Annotated in this window: 16 protein-coding genes; 9 read left to right on the forward strand and 7 right to left on the reverse strand. The window is 68.7% G+C overall.

Annotation, left to right across the window (positions count from 1 at the left end; genetic code table 11):
* From ACT53Q_RS09505 to cmk, 7 genes are all read right to left on the reverse strand, one after another.
* Positions 1 to 1914, reverse strand: a complete 1914-nt coding sequence (locus ACT53Q_RS09505) for a polysaccharide biosynthesis protein (RefSeq protein WP_476186415.1) — start codon at positions 1912 to 1914, stop codon at positions 1 to 3.
* Positions 1911 to 2921 carry an MraY family glycosyltransferase gene (locus ACT53Q_RS09510; RefSeq protein ID WP_476186416.1) on the reverse strand — a complete coding sequence of 337 codons (1011 nt, stop codon included), beginning with the start codon at positions 2919 to 2921 and terminating at the stop codon, positions 1911 to 1913. The genes ACT53Q_RS09505 and ACT53Q_RS09510 overlap by 4 nt, the downstream gene beginning before the upstream one ends.
* Positions 2921 to 4099, reverse strand: coding sequence for a lipopolysaccharide assembly protein LapB (gene lapB, locus ACT53Q_RS09515; RefSeq protein WP_476186417.1), 1179 nt, complete (start codon positions 4097 to 4099; stop codon positions 2921 to 2923). The genes ACT53Q_RS09510 and lapB overlap by 1 nt, the downstream gene beginning before the upstream one ends.
* 1 nt (position 4100) lies before the next feature.
* Positions 4101 to 4376 (reverse strand): hypothetical protein, encoded by a 276-nt coding sequence (locus ACT53Q_RS09520; protein ID WP_476186418.1) that lies wholly within the window; start codon positions 4374 to 4376, stop codon positions 4101 to 4103.
* Between the two features lie 201 nt (positions 4377 to 4577).
* Positions 4578 to 4880 carry an integration host factor subunit beta gene (locus ACT53Q_RS09525; RefSeq protein ID WP_476173082.1) on the reverse strand — a complete coding sequence of 101 codons (303 nt, stop codon included), beginning with the start codon at positions 4878 to 4880 and terminating at the stop codon, positions 4578 to 4580.
* 89 nt (positions 4881 to 4969) lie between these two features.
* The gene (rpsA, locus tag ACT53Q_RS09530; RefSeq protein ID WP_476186419.1) at positions 4970 to 6661 is read right to left on the reverse strand and encodes a 30S ribosomal protein S1; all 1692 of its coding nucleotides are present in this window, start codon (positions 6659 to 6661) and stop codon (positions 4970 to 4972) included.
* 193 nt (positions 6662 to 6854) lie between these two features.
* Entirely contained in the window at positions 6855 to 7547 is a 693-nt protein-coding gene (gene cmk, locus ACT53Q_RS09535) for a (d)CMP kinase (protein ID WP_476186826.1), read from the reverse strand.
* A gap of 178 nt (positions 7548 to 7725) precedes the next feature.
* Here cmk and ykgO point away from each other — a divergent pair, with 178 nt between their 5' ends.
* The 9 genes from ykgO (at position 7726) to ACT53Q_RS09580 (ending at position 14652) form a co-directional block, all read left to right on the forward strand.
* A complete protein-coding gene (gene ykgO / locus ACT53Q_RS09540) occupies positions 7726 to 7851 on the forward strand; it encodes a type B 50S ribosomal protein L36 (protein ID WP_010342887.1) in 126 nt (41 codons plus the stop codon).
* Between the two features lie 230 nt (positions 7852 to 8081).
* Positions 8082 to 8411 (forward strand): hypothetical protein, encoded by a 330-nt coding sequence (locus tag ACT53Q_RS09545; RefSeq protein WP_476186420.1) that lies wholly within the window; start codon positions 8082 to 8084, stop codon positions 8409 to 8411.
* Between the two features lie 18 nt (positions 8412 to 8429).
* Positions 8430 to 9470, forward strand: a complete 1041-nt coding sequence (locus tag ACT53Q_RS09550) for an agmatine deiminase family protein (RefSeq protein ID WP_476186421.1) — start codon at positions 8430 to 8432, stop codon at positions 9468 to 9470.
* A gap of 82 nt (positions 9471 to 9552) precedes the next feature.
* Complete coding sequence (locus tag ACT53Q_RS09555) at positions 9553 to 10236, forward strand: hypothetical protein (protein WP_476186422.1); 684 nt, start codon at positions 9553 to 9555, stop codon at positions 10234 to 10236.
* A gap of 5 nt (positions 10237 to 10241) precedes the next feature.
* The gene (locus tag ACT53Q_RS09560) at positions 10242 to 11129 is read left to right on the forward strand and encodes a carbon-nitrogen hydrolase (protein ID WP_476186827.1); all 888 of its coding nucleotides are present in this window, start codon (positions 10242 to 10244) and stop codon (positions 11127 to 11129) included.
* Positions 11130 to 11132: 3 nt separating this feature from the next.
* Entirely contained in the window at positions 11133 to 11549 is a 417-nt protein-coding gene (locus ACT53Q_RS09565; protein WP_476186423.1) for an N-acetyltransferase family protein, read from the forward strand.
* Positions 11550 to 11684: 135 nt separating this feature from the next.
* Positions 11685 to 12323: a TetR/AcrR family transcriptional regulator gene (locus ACT53Q_RS09570; protein ID WP_476186424.1), complete on the forward strand. Its 639-nt coding sequence runs from the start codon at positions 11685 to 11687 to the stop codon at positions 12321 to 12323.
* Between the two features lie 26 nt (positions 12324 to 12349).
* A complete protein-coding gene (locus tag ACT53Q_RS09575) occupies positions 12350 to 13276 on the forward strand; it encodes an alpha/beta fold hydrolase (RefSeq protein ID WP_476186425.1) in 927 nt (308 codons plus the stop codon).
* A 95-nt stretch (positions 13277 to 13371) separates the two neighbouring features.
* Positions 13372 to 14652, forward strand: coding sequence for a TraB/GumN family protein (locus ACT53Q_RS09580; RefSeq protein WP_476186426.1), 1281 nt, complete (start codon positions 13372 to 13374; stop codon positions 14650 to 14652).
* The last annotated feature ends 24 nt before the right edge of the window (positions 14653 to 14676 follow it).

Raw genomic sequence — 14676 nt, forward strand, 5'->3', positions numbered from 1 at the left:
TCAGGTCCTGCGCGCATGGCGGGCAGGAAAGGGAACGACGGTGGCCGCGGGCGATGCGGACGGCTCGGGCGCGGCCTGCGGCACGAAGTCGGGCACGGCTTCGCGCAGGGTCGCGGCCAGTGCGTCGAGATCGTACGCCGTCGTCGCCTCGCGCAGGCGCAGCAACGCCTCGGCGATGGCGTCTGCGGGCACCTGCCGCGCGGCCGCCTGCAGGATCTTCGGATGCGAGGTCGGGCGATAGCGCTCGTCGGCGTGGAACAGCGTCTCGTGCAGCTTCTCGCCGGGACGCAGCCCGGTGTAGACGATCGCGATGTCGCGCCCCGGCTGCTTGCCGGCGAGGCGGATCATCTGCTCGGCGAGCACGCGGATCGACACCGGTTCGCCCATGTCGAGGGTGTAGACCGCCTGCTGCGCGCCGATCGCCGACGCCTGCAGGATCAGCTGGCAGGCCTCGGGAATGGTCATGAAGAAGCGGGTGACGTCGGGGTCGGTCACGGTGACCGGGCCGCCGCTGCGGATCTGTTCGCGGAACAGCGGCACCACGCTGCCGGCGGAATCCAGCACGTTGCCGAAACGCACGGTCACGAAGCGCGTGGAGCGCGGATCGGCCAGCGACTGGCACAGCATCTCGGCCAGGCGCTTGGTCGCGCCGAGCACGTTCACCGGGTCCACCGCCTTGTCGGTGGAGATCAGCACGAAGGTACCGACGCCCGCCGCGGCGCTGGCGCGGGCCACGGTCTCGGTCGCCAGCACGTTGTTGCGCACCGCCTCGCGCAGTTGCGCTTCGAGTAGCGGCACCTGCTTGTACGCGGCGGCGTGGAAGACGGCATCGGGCCCCGTCAGCGACAGCGCGTGGCGGATCACCGCCGGGTCGCCGCAATCGCCCAGCAGCGGGACGAGTTCGATCTCGGGGAAGTCGCGGCGCAACCGCATCTCGGTGGTGATCAGCGACAGCTCGTCGATCTCGACCAGCGCGATCCGGCGGGCACCGTGGCGCGCGCACTGGCGGCAGAGTTCGGACCCGATCGAGCCGCCGGCACCGGTGACCAGCACGCTGCGGCCACCCAGCCAGTCGCGCATCGCCTTCCAGTCGGGCACCACCGGCGCGCGGCCGAGCAGGTCCTCGATCGCGACTTCCTTCAGTTCGCCCGGCAGCGAGCGGCCTTCGAGGATGTCGTTGAGGCGTGGCACCATGCGGAACGGGATGCCGGTCTGTTCGCAGATCTCGATGACCTCGCGCATGCGCCGCGCTTCCAGCGACGGCATCGCGATGACCAGCAGCTTGGCCGCGGTCTCGGGCGCGATGCGCACCACCTCGTCGATCCGGCCCAGCACCGGCACGCCGTGCAGGTGGCTGCCGCGCAGCTTCGCGGCATCATCGAGGATGCCGACCGGCTGGTACGCGCCGGTGCGGCGCAGGTCGCGCACCAGCGCCTCGCCGGCGCGGCCGGCGCCGAGGATCAGCACCCGCACCGCCGCCTTGTCGCTGTTGATCCGGCCGTGGTCCTTCCACGAGCGGTACAGCAGCCGCGGCGCGCCGAGCATCAGCGTCAGCACGAACGGATACATCACCAGCACCGAGCGCGGCACCACGCCCAGGCGGTTGTAGATGAAGAGGACGAAGAGGATGGCGAGCAGGCCGAACATGCTCGCCTTGAGGATGTTCAGCAGGTCGGGGACGCTGGCGAAACGCCACACGCCGCGGTACAGGCCCACCTGCCAGAAGACGAGACCCTGCGCGACCAGCACCAGCAGCGACTCGGTGCTCCACAGCAGCGGGCGTGCGGCCTGATCGACGATCGCATAGCGGAACTGCAGCAGACCGGTCCAGCACAGCCAGACCATGCACAGGTCGTGGACGACGATCGCCGCCCGCGGCATCGCGCCGGCGAAGCGTTCGTGCAGGGCGTTCAAGCGCCGTCCCCGACGACGGACGATGCCTCCGGCGCCCGGCGAAGCCAGGCCCACAGCACGCATCCGATCGTCATCCACAGCGCAACCGCCATCGCGAGTCCTCTCCCCTGCCGCATCGCCAGCCACGCCATCAGCGCGCACCCGGCCATTGTCCATGCCGCATATGACAGCGTGACCGGAATGTGGCTCCCGGCCCGCCGCGCCCAGCGCTGGTAGGCATGGCCGACATGCGGCGTCCACCAGCGCTCTCCCCGCAGCGTCCGCTGCACCAGCGTCAGTCCTGCATCGAGCAGGAAGGCCGACGGTGGCAGCAGGGCCAGCGGCCACGCCGCGGACGGCAAGGTCTGCAGCACGACGCCGGCCAGCCACGCCAGGAGATATCCCAACGCCCCGCTGCCCACGTCCCCGAGGAAGATCCGCGCCCTCGGGAAATTGAACGGCAGGAAACCGAAGAGTGCCGCGATCAACGCCAACCCGACATGAACCGCGGACGCATCGCCGGCCAGCCAGACGAACGCCGCCGCGACCAGGATCGCCTGCGTGGACGCGAGTCCGTCGATGCCGTCCATGAAATTCCAGACGTTGACGAGCACCAGCGCGATGCCGAACACCAGTCCCGCGACGCGCGGCTCGGCACCGGAAAGATAGAAACCCGCCGCGAGCCAGCCGGCCGACAACACGTGCACCGCGAGCTTGGGCCACGGCGACAGCGGGCGGTGATCGTCGAGCCAGCCGATGCCCGCGACCAGCAGCAGGCCGATGCCGCCGCAGGCCAGCAGCACGAACTCGCGCGGCAGGCGCAGGATCAGCGCGACGATCGCCACCAGCACGGCGAGCACGACCGCGATGCCGCCGCCGCGCGGCGTCGCCACGGCGTGGCTGCGGCGTTCGCCGGGTTCGTCGAGCAGGCGCATGCGCAGCGCGTACATCCGCGCCGCCCACGTGCCCGCGGCACCGAAGGCCGCGAACAGCGCGCACCACAGCAAGGTGCCGAGCGGCAACGTCATCAGACGACGGCGTAGTTCAGCAGCGGCTTGACCGTGCCCCACTCCTTGCAGCTCGGGCATTGCCAATGATGGCTGCGCGCACCGAAACCGCAACGGTTACAGCGGTAGCTGGGATTGCGCACCAGCAACTGTTCGGTGACGAGCTTGAGGTCGTGCAGCGTCGCGACGGGATCGGTTTCGTCGGCCAGGCTGAGGTCGATCAGCGCCGCCTCGCCGCGTACCGACGGCCGCTCCTTCAGCTGGCGTGCGAGGTAGTCGCGCGCGGCATGCACGCCCTCGCCCGCCTCGACCAGCCGGGTCAGCGCCAGCACCGGCGCGATGCCGCGGTAGTGCTCGCACATCTCGGTGAGGAACGTACGCGCGCCGCTGGGATCGCCGACCTTCTCGTAGCAGACGAGCAGGTTCGGCAGCACTTCGGGGAGATAGTCGGGATCGTGCCGCGCCGCACGCTCGTAGGCACGGATCGCGGCAGCGTGCTGGCCGGCCTCGAATTCGATGCGCCCTTCCAGCATGCCGGCGCGCACGGCGGTGGAGTCGGCGGCGTAGGCACGGGCGATCGCGGCGCGCGCGGCGTCGACTTCACCCGCCGCGCGATGGCGTTCGGCCAGTTCGCATTCGAACTGCGCGATCAGCTTGCCCATGGGCTCGCCGGTCACCGTTTCGTAGCGCGACGCCTTTTCGATCGCCTGCGACCAGTCGCGCTCGGCCTGGTAGATGCCGATCAGGTGGCGCAGCGCCTGCGGCGCGCGATCGTCGAGCTTCGCCAGATCGGTGAACACGGTTTCCGCCCGATCGAGCAGGCCCGAACGCATGTAGTCCTCGCCCAGCGCCAGCAGCGCCTGCACGCGCTGCTGGTCGCTCAGGTCGGAACGCTGCACCAGTCCCTGGTGGAGACGGATCGCGCGATCGACCTCGCCGCGGCGGCGGAACAGGTGGCCCAGCGCGACCTGGGTCTCGAAGGTGTCCTTGTCCAGTTCGGCAACGTGCAGGAACAGCTCGATCGCCTTGTCCGGCTGCTCGTTGAGCAGGTAGTTGAGGCCGCGGAAATAGGTCGTCGACAGTCGGCTGACCTGATGGTCGCTGTGGCGCTCGCCGCCGCGACGGCCGATCACCCAGCCAATGACGGCCGCCAGCGGGATCAGCAGGAAATACCAGAACCACTCGGAGATGAAGGCCATCTCAAGGCTCCGTGGTCGGAGAAAGGGAAGACGTCGCCGGCGGCGGGGCCACGGGGGCCGTGCGCTGCGCGCGACGCAGGGGCAGCACGACCGAGACCACGATCGCCAGCCCCCCCAGCAGCACGCCAGCCAGCAGCGTGCACAGCAGGATCACGCCCAGCCCGGCATGCAGGCGGACCACGCCGAGGTCCACCGTCGCGACGCCGGCGTTGAGCACGCCCAGCGTCACGCCGGCAGCGAGGAATGCGAGGGCGAACAGGGCGCGCAGGAATCGCATGGGCGTGGGTCGGGGGACCTGAACGGGGATCAGTGTATGCCGTTGCCCACCGGATCGCGACCGATGGCGACGACCGCCGCTCGACGGACGTACGCCCGGAAGCCCGGGACCGTAGCCGGTCGGGTATGTCGAGAAGAGGCGGGAGGAACGGAAAGGCGAGCCAGGCCGGATGCGAGGCATCCGCCGGCGGGAGTGCCGGGATCAGTCTTCGGGCGGCAGCGGCACGACGTCGCTGACGCGGTCGCGCAGCTCCTTGCCCGGCTTGAAGTGCGGCACGTGCTTGCCGGGCAGCGCCACGGCATCGCCGGTCTTGGGATTGCGGCCGGTGCGCGGCGGGCGGTAATGCAGGGAGAAACTGCCGAACCCGCGGATCTCGATCCGGTCGCCCTGCGACAGCGAGGCGCCCATCATTTCCAGCAACGACTTGACCGCGAGGTCGACGTCGTCGGCCTTCAGATGTCCCTGACGCTGGGACAGGATCTCGATCAGTTCGGATTTGGTCATGGGCGTTCGCGGTCGGGACGGGCGGGCGCAGCCGGTTCACACCACGACGGCCCGGGAAACTCCCGGGCCGTCGCGATGCGTGGTGCGGATCACTCGGAGCGGTTTTCCAGCTGCTCGCGCAGCAGCGCGCCCAGCTTGGTGGTGCCGCTGGCAGCGTCGGCGGAGGTCTTGTTGTACTCGGCCAGCGCTTCCTGCGTCTCGGCTTCGTCCTTCGCCTTGATCGACAGCTGCAGCGTGCGGCCCTTGCGGTCCATACCGACCAGCTTCGCCTCGACGGCGTCGCCGACCCGCAGGTGCTGGGTGGCGTCGTCGACGCGGTCGTAGCTGATGTCGCGGGCCGACACGTAGCCTTCGATGCCGTCGCCCAGGTCGATCGTCGCGCCCTTCGCGTCGACGTCCTTCACGGTGCCGGCGACCTTCGAGCCCTTCGGATGGCCGGCCATGAACTGGCCGAACGGATCCTGCTCCAGCTGCTTCACGCCGAGGCTGATGCGCTCGCGTTCCGGATCGACGGCGAGGACCACGGCGTCCAGCGTGTCGCCCTTCTTGAAGTTGCGGACCACGTCCTCGCCGGTGGTGTTCCAGCTGAGGTCGGACAGATGGATGAGGCCGTCGATGCCGCCGTCCAGACCGATGAAGATGCCGAAGTCGGTGATCGACTTGATCTGGCCCGACACCTTGTCGTTCTTCTTGTGGGTCGCGGCGAACACTTCCCACGGGTTCTGGGTGCACTGCTTCATGCCCAGCGAGATGCGGCGACGCTCTTCATCCACGTCGAGGATCATCACTTCGACTTCATCGCCGACCTGCACGACCTTGGACGGGTTGACGTTCTTGTTGGTCCAGTCCATCTCGGAGACGTGCACCAGGCCTTCGACGCCCGGCTCGATCTCGACGAACGCGCCGTAATCGGTGACGTTGGAGACCTTGCCGAACATGCGCATGTTGGCCGGGTAGCGGCGCGCGATGTTGTCCCACGGATCCTCGCCCAGCTGCTTGAGGCCGAGGCTGACGCGGTTGCGCTCGCGGTCGTACTTCAGCACGCGGACTTCGAGTTCCTGGCCGACTTCGACCACTTCGGACGGATGACGGACGCGCTTCCACGCCATGTCGGTGATGTGCAGCAGGCCGTCGATGCCGCCGAGGTCCACGAACGCGCCGTAGTCGGTGAGGTTCTTGACGACGCCCTTGAGCTTGGCGCCCTCGACCAGCTTCTCGAGCAGTTGCTCGCGCTCTTCCGAATGCTCGCTCTCGACCACCGCGCGGCGGGAGACGACGACATTGTTGCGCTTGCGGTCCAGCTTGATGAGCTTGAACTCGAGTTCCTTGCCTTCCAGGTACACCGGGTCGCGGACCGGGCGCACGTCGACCAGCGAGCCCGGCAGGAACGCGCGGACGTCCTTGATGTCGACGGTGAAGCCGCCCTTGACCTTGCCGCTGATGCGGCCAGTGATGGTCTCGTTCTTCTCGAGCGCCTGCTCGAGCTCGTCCCACACCATGGCGCGCTTGGCCTTGTCGCGGGAGAGGATGGTTTCGCCGAAACCGTTCTCGAGGGAGTCCAGCGCCACCTTGACGATGTCGCCGATGCCCACGTCGATCTCGCCGGCGTCGTTACGGAACTGTTCGATGGGCACGATGCCCTCGGACTTCAGGCCGGCGTTGATGACCACCACGTCGTTGCGCACGTCGACGACGGTGCCGGTGACGATGGAGCCGGGCTTGAGCTTGGCCAGATTGGCGGCCGCGCTCTGTTCGAACAGTTCTGCGAATGATTCGGTCATGAGTTGATTGCTCGGTTGATGACACAGATCGGCGGCGTGCGTGGAAGGACACGAGGCGCGATCCACCCGTTGCGGGCCTGGCGGGATTGCCGTTGGCCGTGATGAGTGTGTTGGATGGAGAAACGACGACGCGGCGCATGTGCGCCCCGTCGGCCTGTCCTGCTGCGGTGGAACTTCGCGCGCGGCGATGCGGTCAGTCGTGCCGCACCGGCACGAGGGCCAGCACGCGTTCGACGACCGCTTCGATGCCGAGCCCCGTGGTGTCGATGCAGACGGCGTCTTCCGCCGGCCGCAGGGGCGCCACGGCGCGGTTGGCGTCGCGGGCGTCGCGGGCGAGGATTTCCCGCAGCAGGTCGTCCAGCGTAACCGAAACCCCCTTGTCTTTCAACTGCTTATACCGCCTCTGCGCCCGTTCCTCCGGGCTGGCGGTGAGAAAGACCTTGTAGCGGGCGTCCGGGAAGATGACCGTGCCCATGTCGCGGCCGTCGGCGACCAGCCCCGGCGCACGCCGGAAGGCGCGCTGGCGGTCGCGCAGGGCGGCCCGGACCTCGGGCACGGCGGCGATCGCCGAGGCCGCGGCCCCGGCGGTTTCGGTGCGAAGCTCGTCGGTGGCGTCGAGATCATTGACGATCACGCGCAGTTCGCCGTCGTCGCGCTCGACGAAGCCGATCCGGGTGTCGAAGGCGCAGCGGACCAGGGCCGCGGGGTCGGCCAGATCGAGGTCGGCCCAGCCGGCGGCGACGCCGACCGCCCGGTACAGGGCGCCGGAATCGAGGTAATGCCAGCCCAGCCGCGTCGCCACGAGCCGGCTGATCGTGCCCTTGCCGGACCCGGAAGGACCGTCGATGGTGAGGACCTCGACGGGGGCGGAAACGGCATCGGACATGCGGAACTCGCGGCGGCGTGGGGAGGCGTCATTGTAGCGGCCGGCGCCCCGCGCGCCCCGGGGATGCAACCACTTGAATGCGAAACGATTTGCCGGCAGAATAGCGGGCTGTTTGAACGTCCGCGCGCCGCGATGGCGCGTTTCCTCCCATCCAACCGCGTTATCGCCGAGGCTCCACATGAAGGTCCTGTCCTCCCTGAAGTCGGCGAAGGCCCGTCACCGCGACTGCAAGGTCGTCCGCCGCCGTGGCAAGGTCTTCGTGATCTGCAAGTCGAACCCGCGTTTCAAGGCGCGCCAGCGCTGAGCCGGATCGACGGCCGCGCCGCACGCGCCGCCGCAGTTCCGCACGAAGGCCGCCTCGCGCGGCCTTCGTCGCATCCGGGCGCCGGAAAAGTCGCGCTGCATGGCGATGCCATGATGTCGGCATCGATTGCGCAGGATCGCGCCGCACATCGCGATGTGCTTACAATCGAAGCCTTCGCCGGCCGAACGTGTCCGGTCGCGTCATCCGCATCAGACCGAGGAGGTTCCCCCATGCGCCGTCTCTCCGCCGCCCTCGTCGCGGCCGCGCTGCTGGCCGCCGCGCCGCACGCCTTCGCCGAAACGCTGCTGGTCGATCGCGTCCAGCAGGAAACCGGCGCCGCCCTGCCCGCCCGCGGCATGCGCATGGCCGATGTCGAACGCCGCTTCGGTGCGCCGAGCGAACGCCTCGACCCGCGTGGCGGCCAGAAGCGCGCCTGGCCCCGCATCAACCGCTGGACCTACCCGAACTTCGTCGTGTACTTCGAGAAGGACCGCGTGATCGACGCCGTCCTCATCCGCGCCGGCGGCAGCGAAGTCGGTCCCAAGCCTCCGATCCAGTAATCCCGATCCCCCACCCCGATGTCGCAGACGTACCGCTTTCCCGCGGAATGGGAACCCCAATCCGCGATTCTCGTCGCTTGGCCGCATTTCGACACCGACTGGGGTCCGCGCCTGGTCGATGTCGAGGAAACCTACATCGCCCTGGTCACCGCGATCGCACAGTTCGGGCACGCGGTGATCTGCGTCGCCGACGACGATCTGCAGACCTATGCCGAGGCGCGACTGCGCTCGGCGCGCGCCGACATGGCCCGCGTGCGTTTCATCGTGGTCGAGTACGACGACACCTGGCTGCGCGATTCCGGCCCGATCACGCTGACGGGCACGGGTGACGCCGCCGGCTTCCGCCTGCTCGATTTCCGCTTCACCGGCTGGGGCGGCAAGTTCGAGGCCAGCCGCGACGATCGCCTGATCGAAGCGCTCGCGGCGCGGGGCCTGTTCGCGGAGGCCGAACGCAACGAGATCGACTTCGCGCTGGAAGGCGGTGCGATCGAGACCGACGGTGCCGGCACGCTGCTCACGACGTGGCGCTGCCTGCACGAGCGCCATCCGGACACCAGCCGCGCCGAACTCACCGCGAAGCTGGCCGGCTGGCTGCAGCAGGACCGCATCCTGTGGCTGGACCACGGCTATCTGGAAGGCGACGACACCGACGCCCACATCGACACCCTCGCCCGCTTCGCCGCCGAGGACGCGATCGTCTACCAGGGCTGCGACGACGTCAGCGACACCCACTATCCCGAGCTGCAGGCGATGGCCGCGGAACTGGTCGCGCTGCGCGCGCGCGCGGGCAAGCCGTATCGCCTGTTCGCGCTGCCGTGGCCGAAGCCGGTCTTCGACGAAGGCCGCCGCCTCGCCGCGAGTTACGCCAATTTCCTGATCGTCGACGGCGCCGTGCTGATGCCGGCCTACGGCGATCCCGCCGATGCGCGCGCGCAGGAAGTGATGGCCGAAGCCTTCCCGGGCCGCGAGATCGTGCCGATCCCGTGCCGCCCGCTGATCTGGCAGAACGGCAGCCTGCACTGCATCACGATGCAGTTGCCGGCGGGCGTGGTGGGCTGAACTGAGACGCTAACCATCACGCATTGGTCCGAATGCCGCATAGCATCATGATGTTCCATGAGCACTGAAAGGATCGGCAGCTATGCATCCCGATTTATTCGAGACATGGATACACATACGAGACATCGGCTTAGGGGCGCTTGCTCATGCGAACCACCACGCTAGCGTGCTCTGGATGGATCCGCAGTCAAGATGGCCTGAGTTATCTGTTTTACAGGCGGCCCATGCCGCTGAGCTTTTGATAAAAGCAAGAATCTCGCAAGAACACCCGCTTCTCCTATTTGAGCAACTACCGAAATCAACTCAAACCAAGAACGGAAAACTTGACGTTGACGCTCTGCTCAAGAATGGCAGAACGACTCAATGGAGCGACCTACCCGAGCGGCTTTGGGCAACAACGGGAATCAACCTTCCCAACAAGAGCAGTTACGAGCATTTCGGCAGGCTGCGTAATGGCCTGCAACATTTTGGCATATCGTCCGCGAGCGATCCCGGCGCGGAATCAATCAAATTCATATTTGATTGCATTGACCCTTTCATAAACCAGTGCTGGGGCCTCTACGCGATCGACTATAACGAAGACACCGAACCTTATGAATACTTTCCTGAATTTTTAATTCAAAACAAGATTGCATTCCTCGTATCAAAAGACTGCGCAGCATCAGCAGATCACTGGGCGCATCACCTGGATGAAACGGATCAGGAATACAAATCCCTGATCGAGACGCGCATCTACAATGCGCACAACGCCAACAAAGGCATGTGAAAGTCGTGAAAAACAACAAGACCCTGCCCGTCGCGCTGATCCAGGAACAAAACCACGGCGATGCGGCGGCGAATCTCGCCGTCATCGAGGACCGCGTGGCCGAGGCCGCGAAGCGCGGCGCGAAGCTGGTGCTGCTGCAGGAACTGCACAACGGCGCCTACTTCTGCCAGCACGAATCGGTCGACGAATTCGACCTCGCCGAACCGATCCCGGGCCCGAGCACCGCGCGCCTGTCGGCGCTGGCGAAGGCGCACGGCGTGGTGCTGGTGAGTTCGCTGTTCGAGCGCCGCGCGGCGGGGCTGTACCACAACACCGCGGTGGTCTACGACGCCGACGGTTCGATCGCCGGCAAGTACCGCAAGATGCACATCCCGGACGACCCGGGCTTCTACGAGAAGTTCTATTTCACGCCGGGCGATCTCGGCTTCACGCCGATCGACACCTCGGTGGGCCGGCTCGGCGTGCTGGTGTGCTGGGACCAGTGGTATCCCGAGGCCGCGCGGCTGATGGCGCTGGCCGGCGCGGAGCTGCTGCTGTACCCGACCGCGATCGGCTGGGACCCGTCCGACGACCAGGCCGAGAAGGATCGCCAGCGCGGCGCGTGGATCCTCAGCCACCGCGGCCATGCCGTCGCCAACGGCCTGCCGGTGCTCAGCTGCAACCGCGTCGGCCACGAGCCCTCACCACTGGGCGCGTCCGGCATCGACTTCTGGGGCAACAGCCATGTGCTTGGCCCGCAGGGCGAGTTCGTGGCCGAAGCCGGCACCGCGCCCTCGATCCTGATGGCCGAAGTCGACCTCGGCCGCAGCGAACACGTCCGCCGCATCTGGCCGTTCCTGCGCGACCGCCGGATCGACGCCTACGACGACCTGCTCAAGCGCTTCCGCGACTGAGTCATGGCCGCGGACGGCATCTGCTCGATCCGCGACGCCACCCCGGCCGATGCCGCCGACGTGCGGGCGATCTACGCCCACGCGGTCGAAACCGCCTGCGCCAGTTACGAGACCGTCGCGCTGCATGACGGCGCCGTCCATGCGTATACCTCGGGCGACCGGCCACGCGCCGGTTATCGCTGGACGGTCGAGGACAGCGTCTACGTCGCGCCGGCCTTCGCCGGGCGCGGCATAGGCAGGCAGTTGCTGTCGGCGCTGATCGCCCGCTGCGAGGCGCTGGGCTTCCGGCAGATGATCGCGGTGATCGGCGATGCCGGGAACCTCGCCTCGATCCGCCTGCATGCGGCGCTCGGCTTCGACCACGTCGCGACCTTCCGCGGGATCGACTGGAAGGCCGTGGGCGGTGCGCCGGGCCGCTGACTGGACGGCGTGCAGATGCAACGTCGCCTCGGCGATGGCGACACGCGACCGCCCGACGGGGTCTGACCGGACCGCCCGCCGCCGCTCGTCGGCCGCCGCTGGCCTGAAACGAACGGTCGTGCTATTCAAGCGACCATGGTTCCGCAACCCGCCACCAGCAAGGGCGCCGCGACCCGCGAGGCGATCCTCGACCGGGCCTACATGATCGCCGCCTCGGCGGGGCTGGAAGGCCTGTCGATCGGCCCGCTGGCCGACGCCGTGGACATGTCGAAGAGCGGCGTGTTCGCCCATTTCGGCTCGCGCGAGGAATTGCAGCTGGCGGTGCTGGATCTGGCCGCGGACCGCTTCGGCGAGCACACCCTGCTGCCGGCCCTGACCTTCCCGCGCGGCCTCCCGCGGCTGCATGCGCTGCTGGCGAACTGGCTGGACTGGCTGCGCCGCGACCGCGGCGGCTGCCTGGTGCTGACCGCCGCCAGCGAATACGACGACCGTCCCGGCCCGCTCCGCGACCGGATGATCCACCATCACCTGCGCCTGCGGCAGATGCTGGCGCGTGCGGTGCACATGGCGGTCGAGACCGGCGAGCTGCGCCCGGATCTCGATGCCGACCAGGCCGCATTCGAGCTGAGCACGATCGCGCTGTCGGTCCAGCACGACATGGCGATCAGCGACCTCGACAGCGCCATGCAGCGCGGCCAGCGGATGCTGGAACACCTGCTCGACTACTACGCCCCCAGGACCGACCCACAAACCGCCGCCCCGCGCGGCGCCTGAGCGTTCTCCCCCACAGGAGCCTGCCGATGCCTCGTCCCACGCCCAAAATTAGCACGACCGTTCGTAATATCTCAAAGCTCTACCTCACGCGGCTGCGGTTCCTGCTCGGCGCCCGGCTGTCGCCGGAGCGCGCGGTGCAGGCGGCGGCGGATCTGTTCTGCACGCCGTTCGCGTCCAGCCGCCGGCGCGCCGCGGACGCACCGGATGCCGGCGCCGTGGAGGAACGCCTGTCGGTCGACGGTCTCGACCTCGCGCTCTACCGCTGGGGCGACCCGCAGCGCGAGCCCTACGTGCTCTTCAGCCATGGCTGGTCCAGCCACGGCACCCGGATCGCACCGTGGGTGGCGCCGTTGCGCGCGGCCGGCTACGCGGTGGTCGCCTTCGACCAGGCCGGCCACGGCAAGAGCGGCGGCGACCGCAGCACCCTGCCCGACTTCGCCTGCCACCTGATGGCCGTCGCGCATCGGTTCGGCCCGGCGGCGGCGGTGATCGGCCACTCGCTGGGCGGTGCCGCGACCGCGGTCGCCCTGGCGCGCGGCATGGCAGCGGAGCGCGCGGTGCTGATCGCGCCGGCCGCCGACCCGCTGGCGGCGATGGAGCGCTTCAGCCGCTTCGTGTGGCTGGGGACCGGCTTCGGCGCGCGCATGGCGGCGTTCTTCGAGCGCACGACCCGGGTGCCGATCGACAGCCTGCAGGCACATCGCAATGCGCCGCTGATCGGCCATCCGGCACTGATCGTCCACGATCTGGAGGACCGCGAAGTGCCGTGGCACGAGGGCGAGCGCTACGCGCGGCTGTGGCCGGGCGCGCGGATGATCAGCACCCGCGGCTGCGGCCACAGCCGCATCGCCGAGGACCCGGGCGTGATCGCCGCGACGCTGCGGTTCCTGCGCGGCGAGACGGTGGGCGAACGGATCGTGTCCTCGCCGAATCTGCCGTTCGGCCTTGCCTGAGCGCGGCGCAGACAGGGCGCGGGCGAGCGACTATCCTGCGCGATCCGCCGCTGTCGCCTCCGGGCGACGCGGTCCCGCCCCCGACGCCCGTGCCGATGACCCACTCCGACGAGACCCCGCCCTCCACCCCCGCCACGTCCTCCGGGGACCCGTCGCAGGAACCGGCGCACGACCCGCTCCACGACGCACTCCATGACCAGCCGCACGTCATCGTCGAACGCGACGGCGTGCGCTACACCCTGCTGGGCACGGCGCACGTCTCGAAGGCCAGCGTCGACGCCGTGCGCGCGGCGATCGCCGGCGGCGCCTACGACACCGTGGCGGTCGAACTCGACGCGCAGCGCGCGCAGGCGCTGACCGATCCCGACGCGCTGGCGCGGCTGGACCTGGTGAAAGTGCTGAAGGAAGGCAAGACCGCGGTGTTCGCCGCGAACCTCGCCCTCGCCGCCTACCAGCGCCGGCTCGCCGAGCAGCTCGGCATCGATCCGGGCGCCGAACTCAAGGCCGCGGTGCTCGATGCGCGCGAGCGCGACCTGTCGCTGCACCTGATCGACCGCGACGTCGGCCTGACCTTCCGCCGCGCGATGCAGCGCCTCGGCTGGTGGGGCCGGATGAAGGTCGCCAGCGGCCTGATGATGTCGCTGTTCGGCGACGAGGAAGTGACCCACGAGCAGATCGAGGGCCTGAAGGAAGGCGACATGCTGGAGGCGAGCTTCAGCGAATTCGCCGCCGACAGCCCGGCGCTGTACGAGACCGTGATCGCCGAGCGCGACGCCTACATGGCCGCGCGCCTGCGCGAGATCCGCACGCAGGGCGCCGGCACCGAAGTGCTGGCGGTGGTCGGTGCCGGCCACCTGCAGGGGCTGGCGAAGCACCTGCGCGAATCGGACGAAGCGCCCGACGCGATCCGCGCGTCGCTGGAAGCGCTGAAGAAGACCCGCAACGTTCCGTGGTTCAAGATCGCGCTGACCGCGATCATCGCCGGCGGCATCGGTTTCGGCTTCTGGCGCGGCGGTTTCGCGATGGGCGCCGACCTGCTGAAGCAATGGGTGATGTTCACCTCGTCGCTGGCGGCGCTGGGCTGCCTGATCGCCGGCGGCCATCCGCTGAGCATCGTCACCGCCGCGGTGCTGGCGCCGCTGAAGCCGTTCCGCATGGGCGTGCCCACCGGCACCTTCACCGCGCTGATGGAAGCGCGGCTGCGCAAGCCGACCTACGCCGATTTCATGGCCCTGCGCGACGACGTGCAGCACGTGCGCGGCTGGTATCGCAACCGCGTCTCGCGGGTGCTGCTGAACTTCCTCGCCACCAACCTCGGCAGCGCCATCGGCGTGTGGATCGCCGGGGCGCGCATCGTGGGCAAGGTGATCGGCTGACCGGCTGACCGGCAACCGATCGAC

The sequence above is a fragment of the Lysobacter sp. DMC97 genome (assembly GCF_056313745.1).

Excerpts from the sequence above, each read along its gene's own strand:
- ACT53Q_RS09570 (WP_476186424.1), top strand. The coding sequence starts at position 11,685 with ATGGTTCCGCAACCCGCCACCAGCAAGGGCGCCGCGACCCGCGAGGCG.
- ACT53Q_RS09580 (WP_476186426.1), top strand. The coding sequence starts at position 13,372 with ATGACCCACTCCGACGAGACCCCGCCCTCCACCCCCGCCACGTCCTCC.
- ACT53Q_RS09525 (WP_476173082.1), bottom strand. The coding sequence starts at position 4,880 with ATGACCAAATCCGAACTGATCGAGATCCTGTCCCAGCGTCAGGGACAT.
- ACT53Q_RS09555 (WP_476186422.1), top strand. The coding sequence starts at position 9,553 with ATGCATCCCGATTTATTCGAGACATGGATACACATACGAGACATCGGC.
- ACT53Q_RS09565 (WP_476186423.1), top strand. The coding sequence starts at position 11,133 with ATGGCCGCGGACGGCATCTGCTCGATCCGCGACGCCACCCCGGCCGAT.
- cmk (WP_476186826.1), bottom strand. The coding sequence starts at position 7,547 with ATGTCCGATGCCGTTTCCGCCCCCGTCGAGGTCCTCACCATCGACGGT.
- ACT53Q_RS09550 (WP_476186421.1), top strand. The coding sequence starts at position 8,430 with ATGTCGCAGACGTACCGCTTTCCCGCGGAATGGGAACCCCAATCCGCG.
- ACT53Q_RS09520 (WP_476186418.1), bottom strand. The coding sequence starts at position 4,376 with ATGCGATTCCTGCGCGCCCTGTTCGCCCTCGCATTCCTCGCTGCCGGC.
- rpsA (WP_476186419.1), bottom strand. The coding sequence starts at position 6,661 with ATGACCGAATCATTCGCAGAACTGTTCGAACAGAGCGCGGCCGCCAAT.
- ACT53Q_RS09510 (WP_476186416.1), bottom strand. The coding sequence starts at position 2,921 with ATGACGTTGCCGCTCGGCACCTTGCTGTGGTGCGCGCTGTTCGCGGCC.
- ACT53Q_RS09545 (WP_476186420.1), top strand. The coding sequence starts at position 8,082 with ATGCGCCGTCTCTCCGCCGCCCTCGTCGCGGCCGCGCTGCTGGCCGCC.
- lapB (WP_476186417.1), bottom strand. The coding sequence starts at position 4,099 with ATGGCCTTCATCTCCGAGTGGTTCTGGTATTTCCTGCTGATCCCGCTG.
- ykgO (WP_010342887.1), top strand. The coding sequence starts at position 7,726 with ATGAAGGTCCTGTCCTCCCTGAAGTCGGCGAAGGCCCGTCACCGCGAC.
- ACT53Q_RS09575 (WP_476186425.1), top strand. The coding sequence starts at position 12,350 with ATGCCTCGTCCCACGCCCAAAATTAGCACGACCGTTCGTAATATCTCA.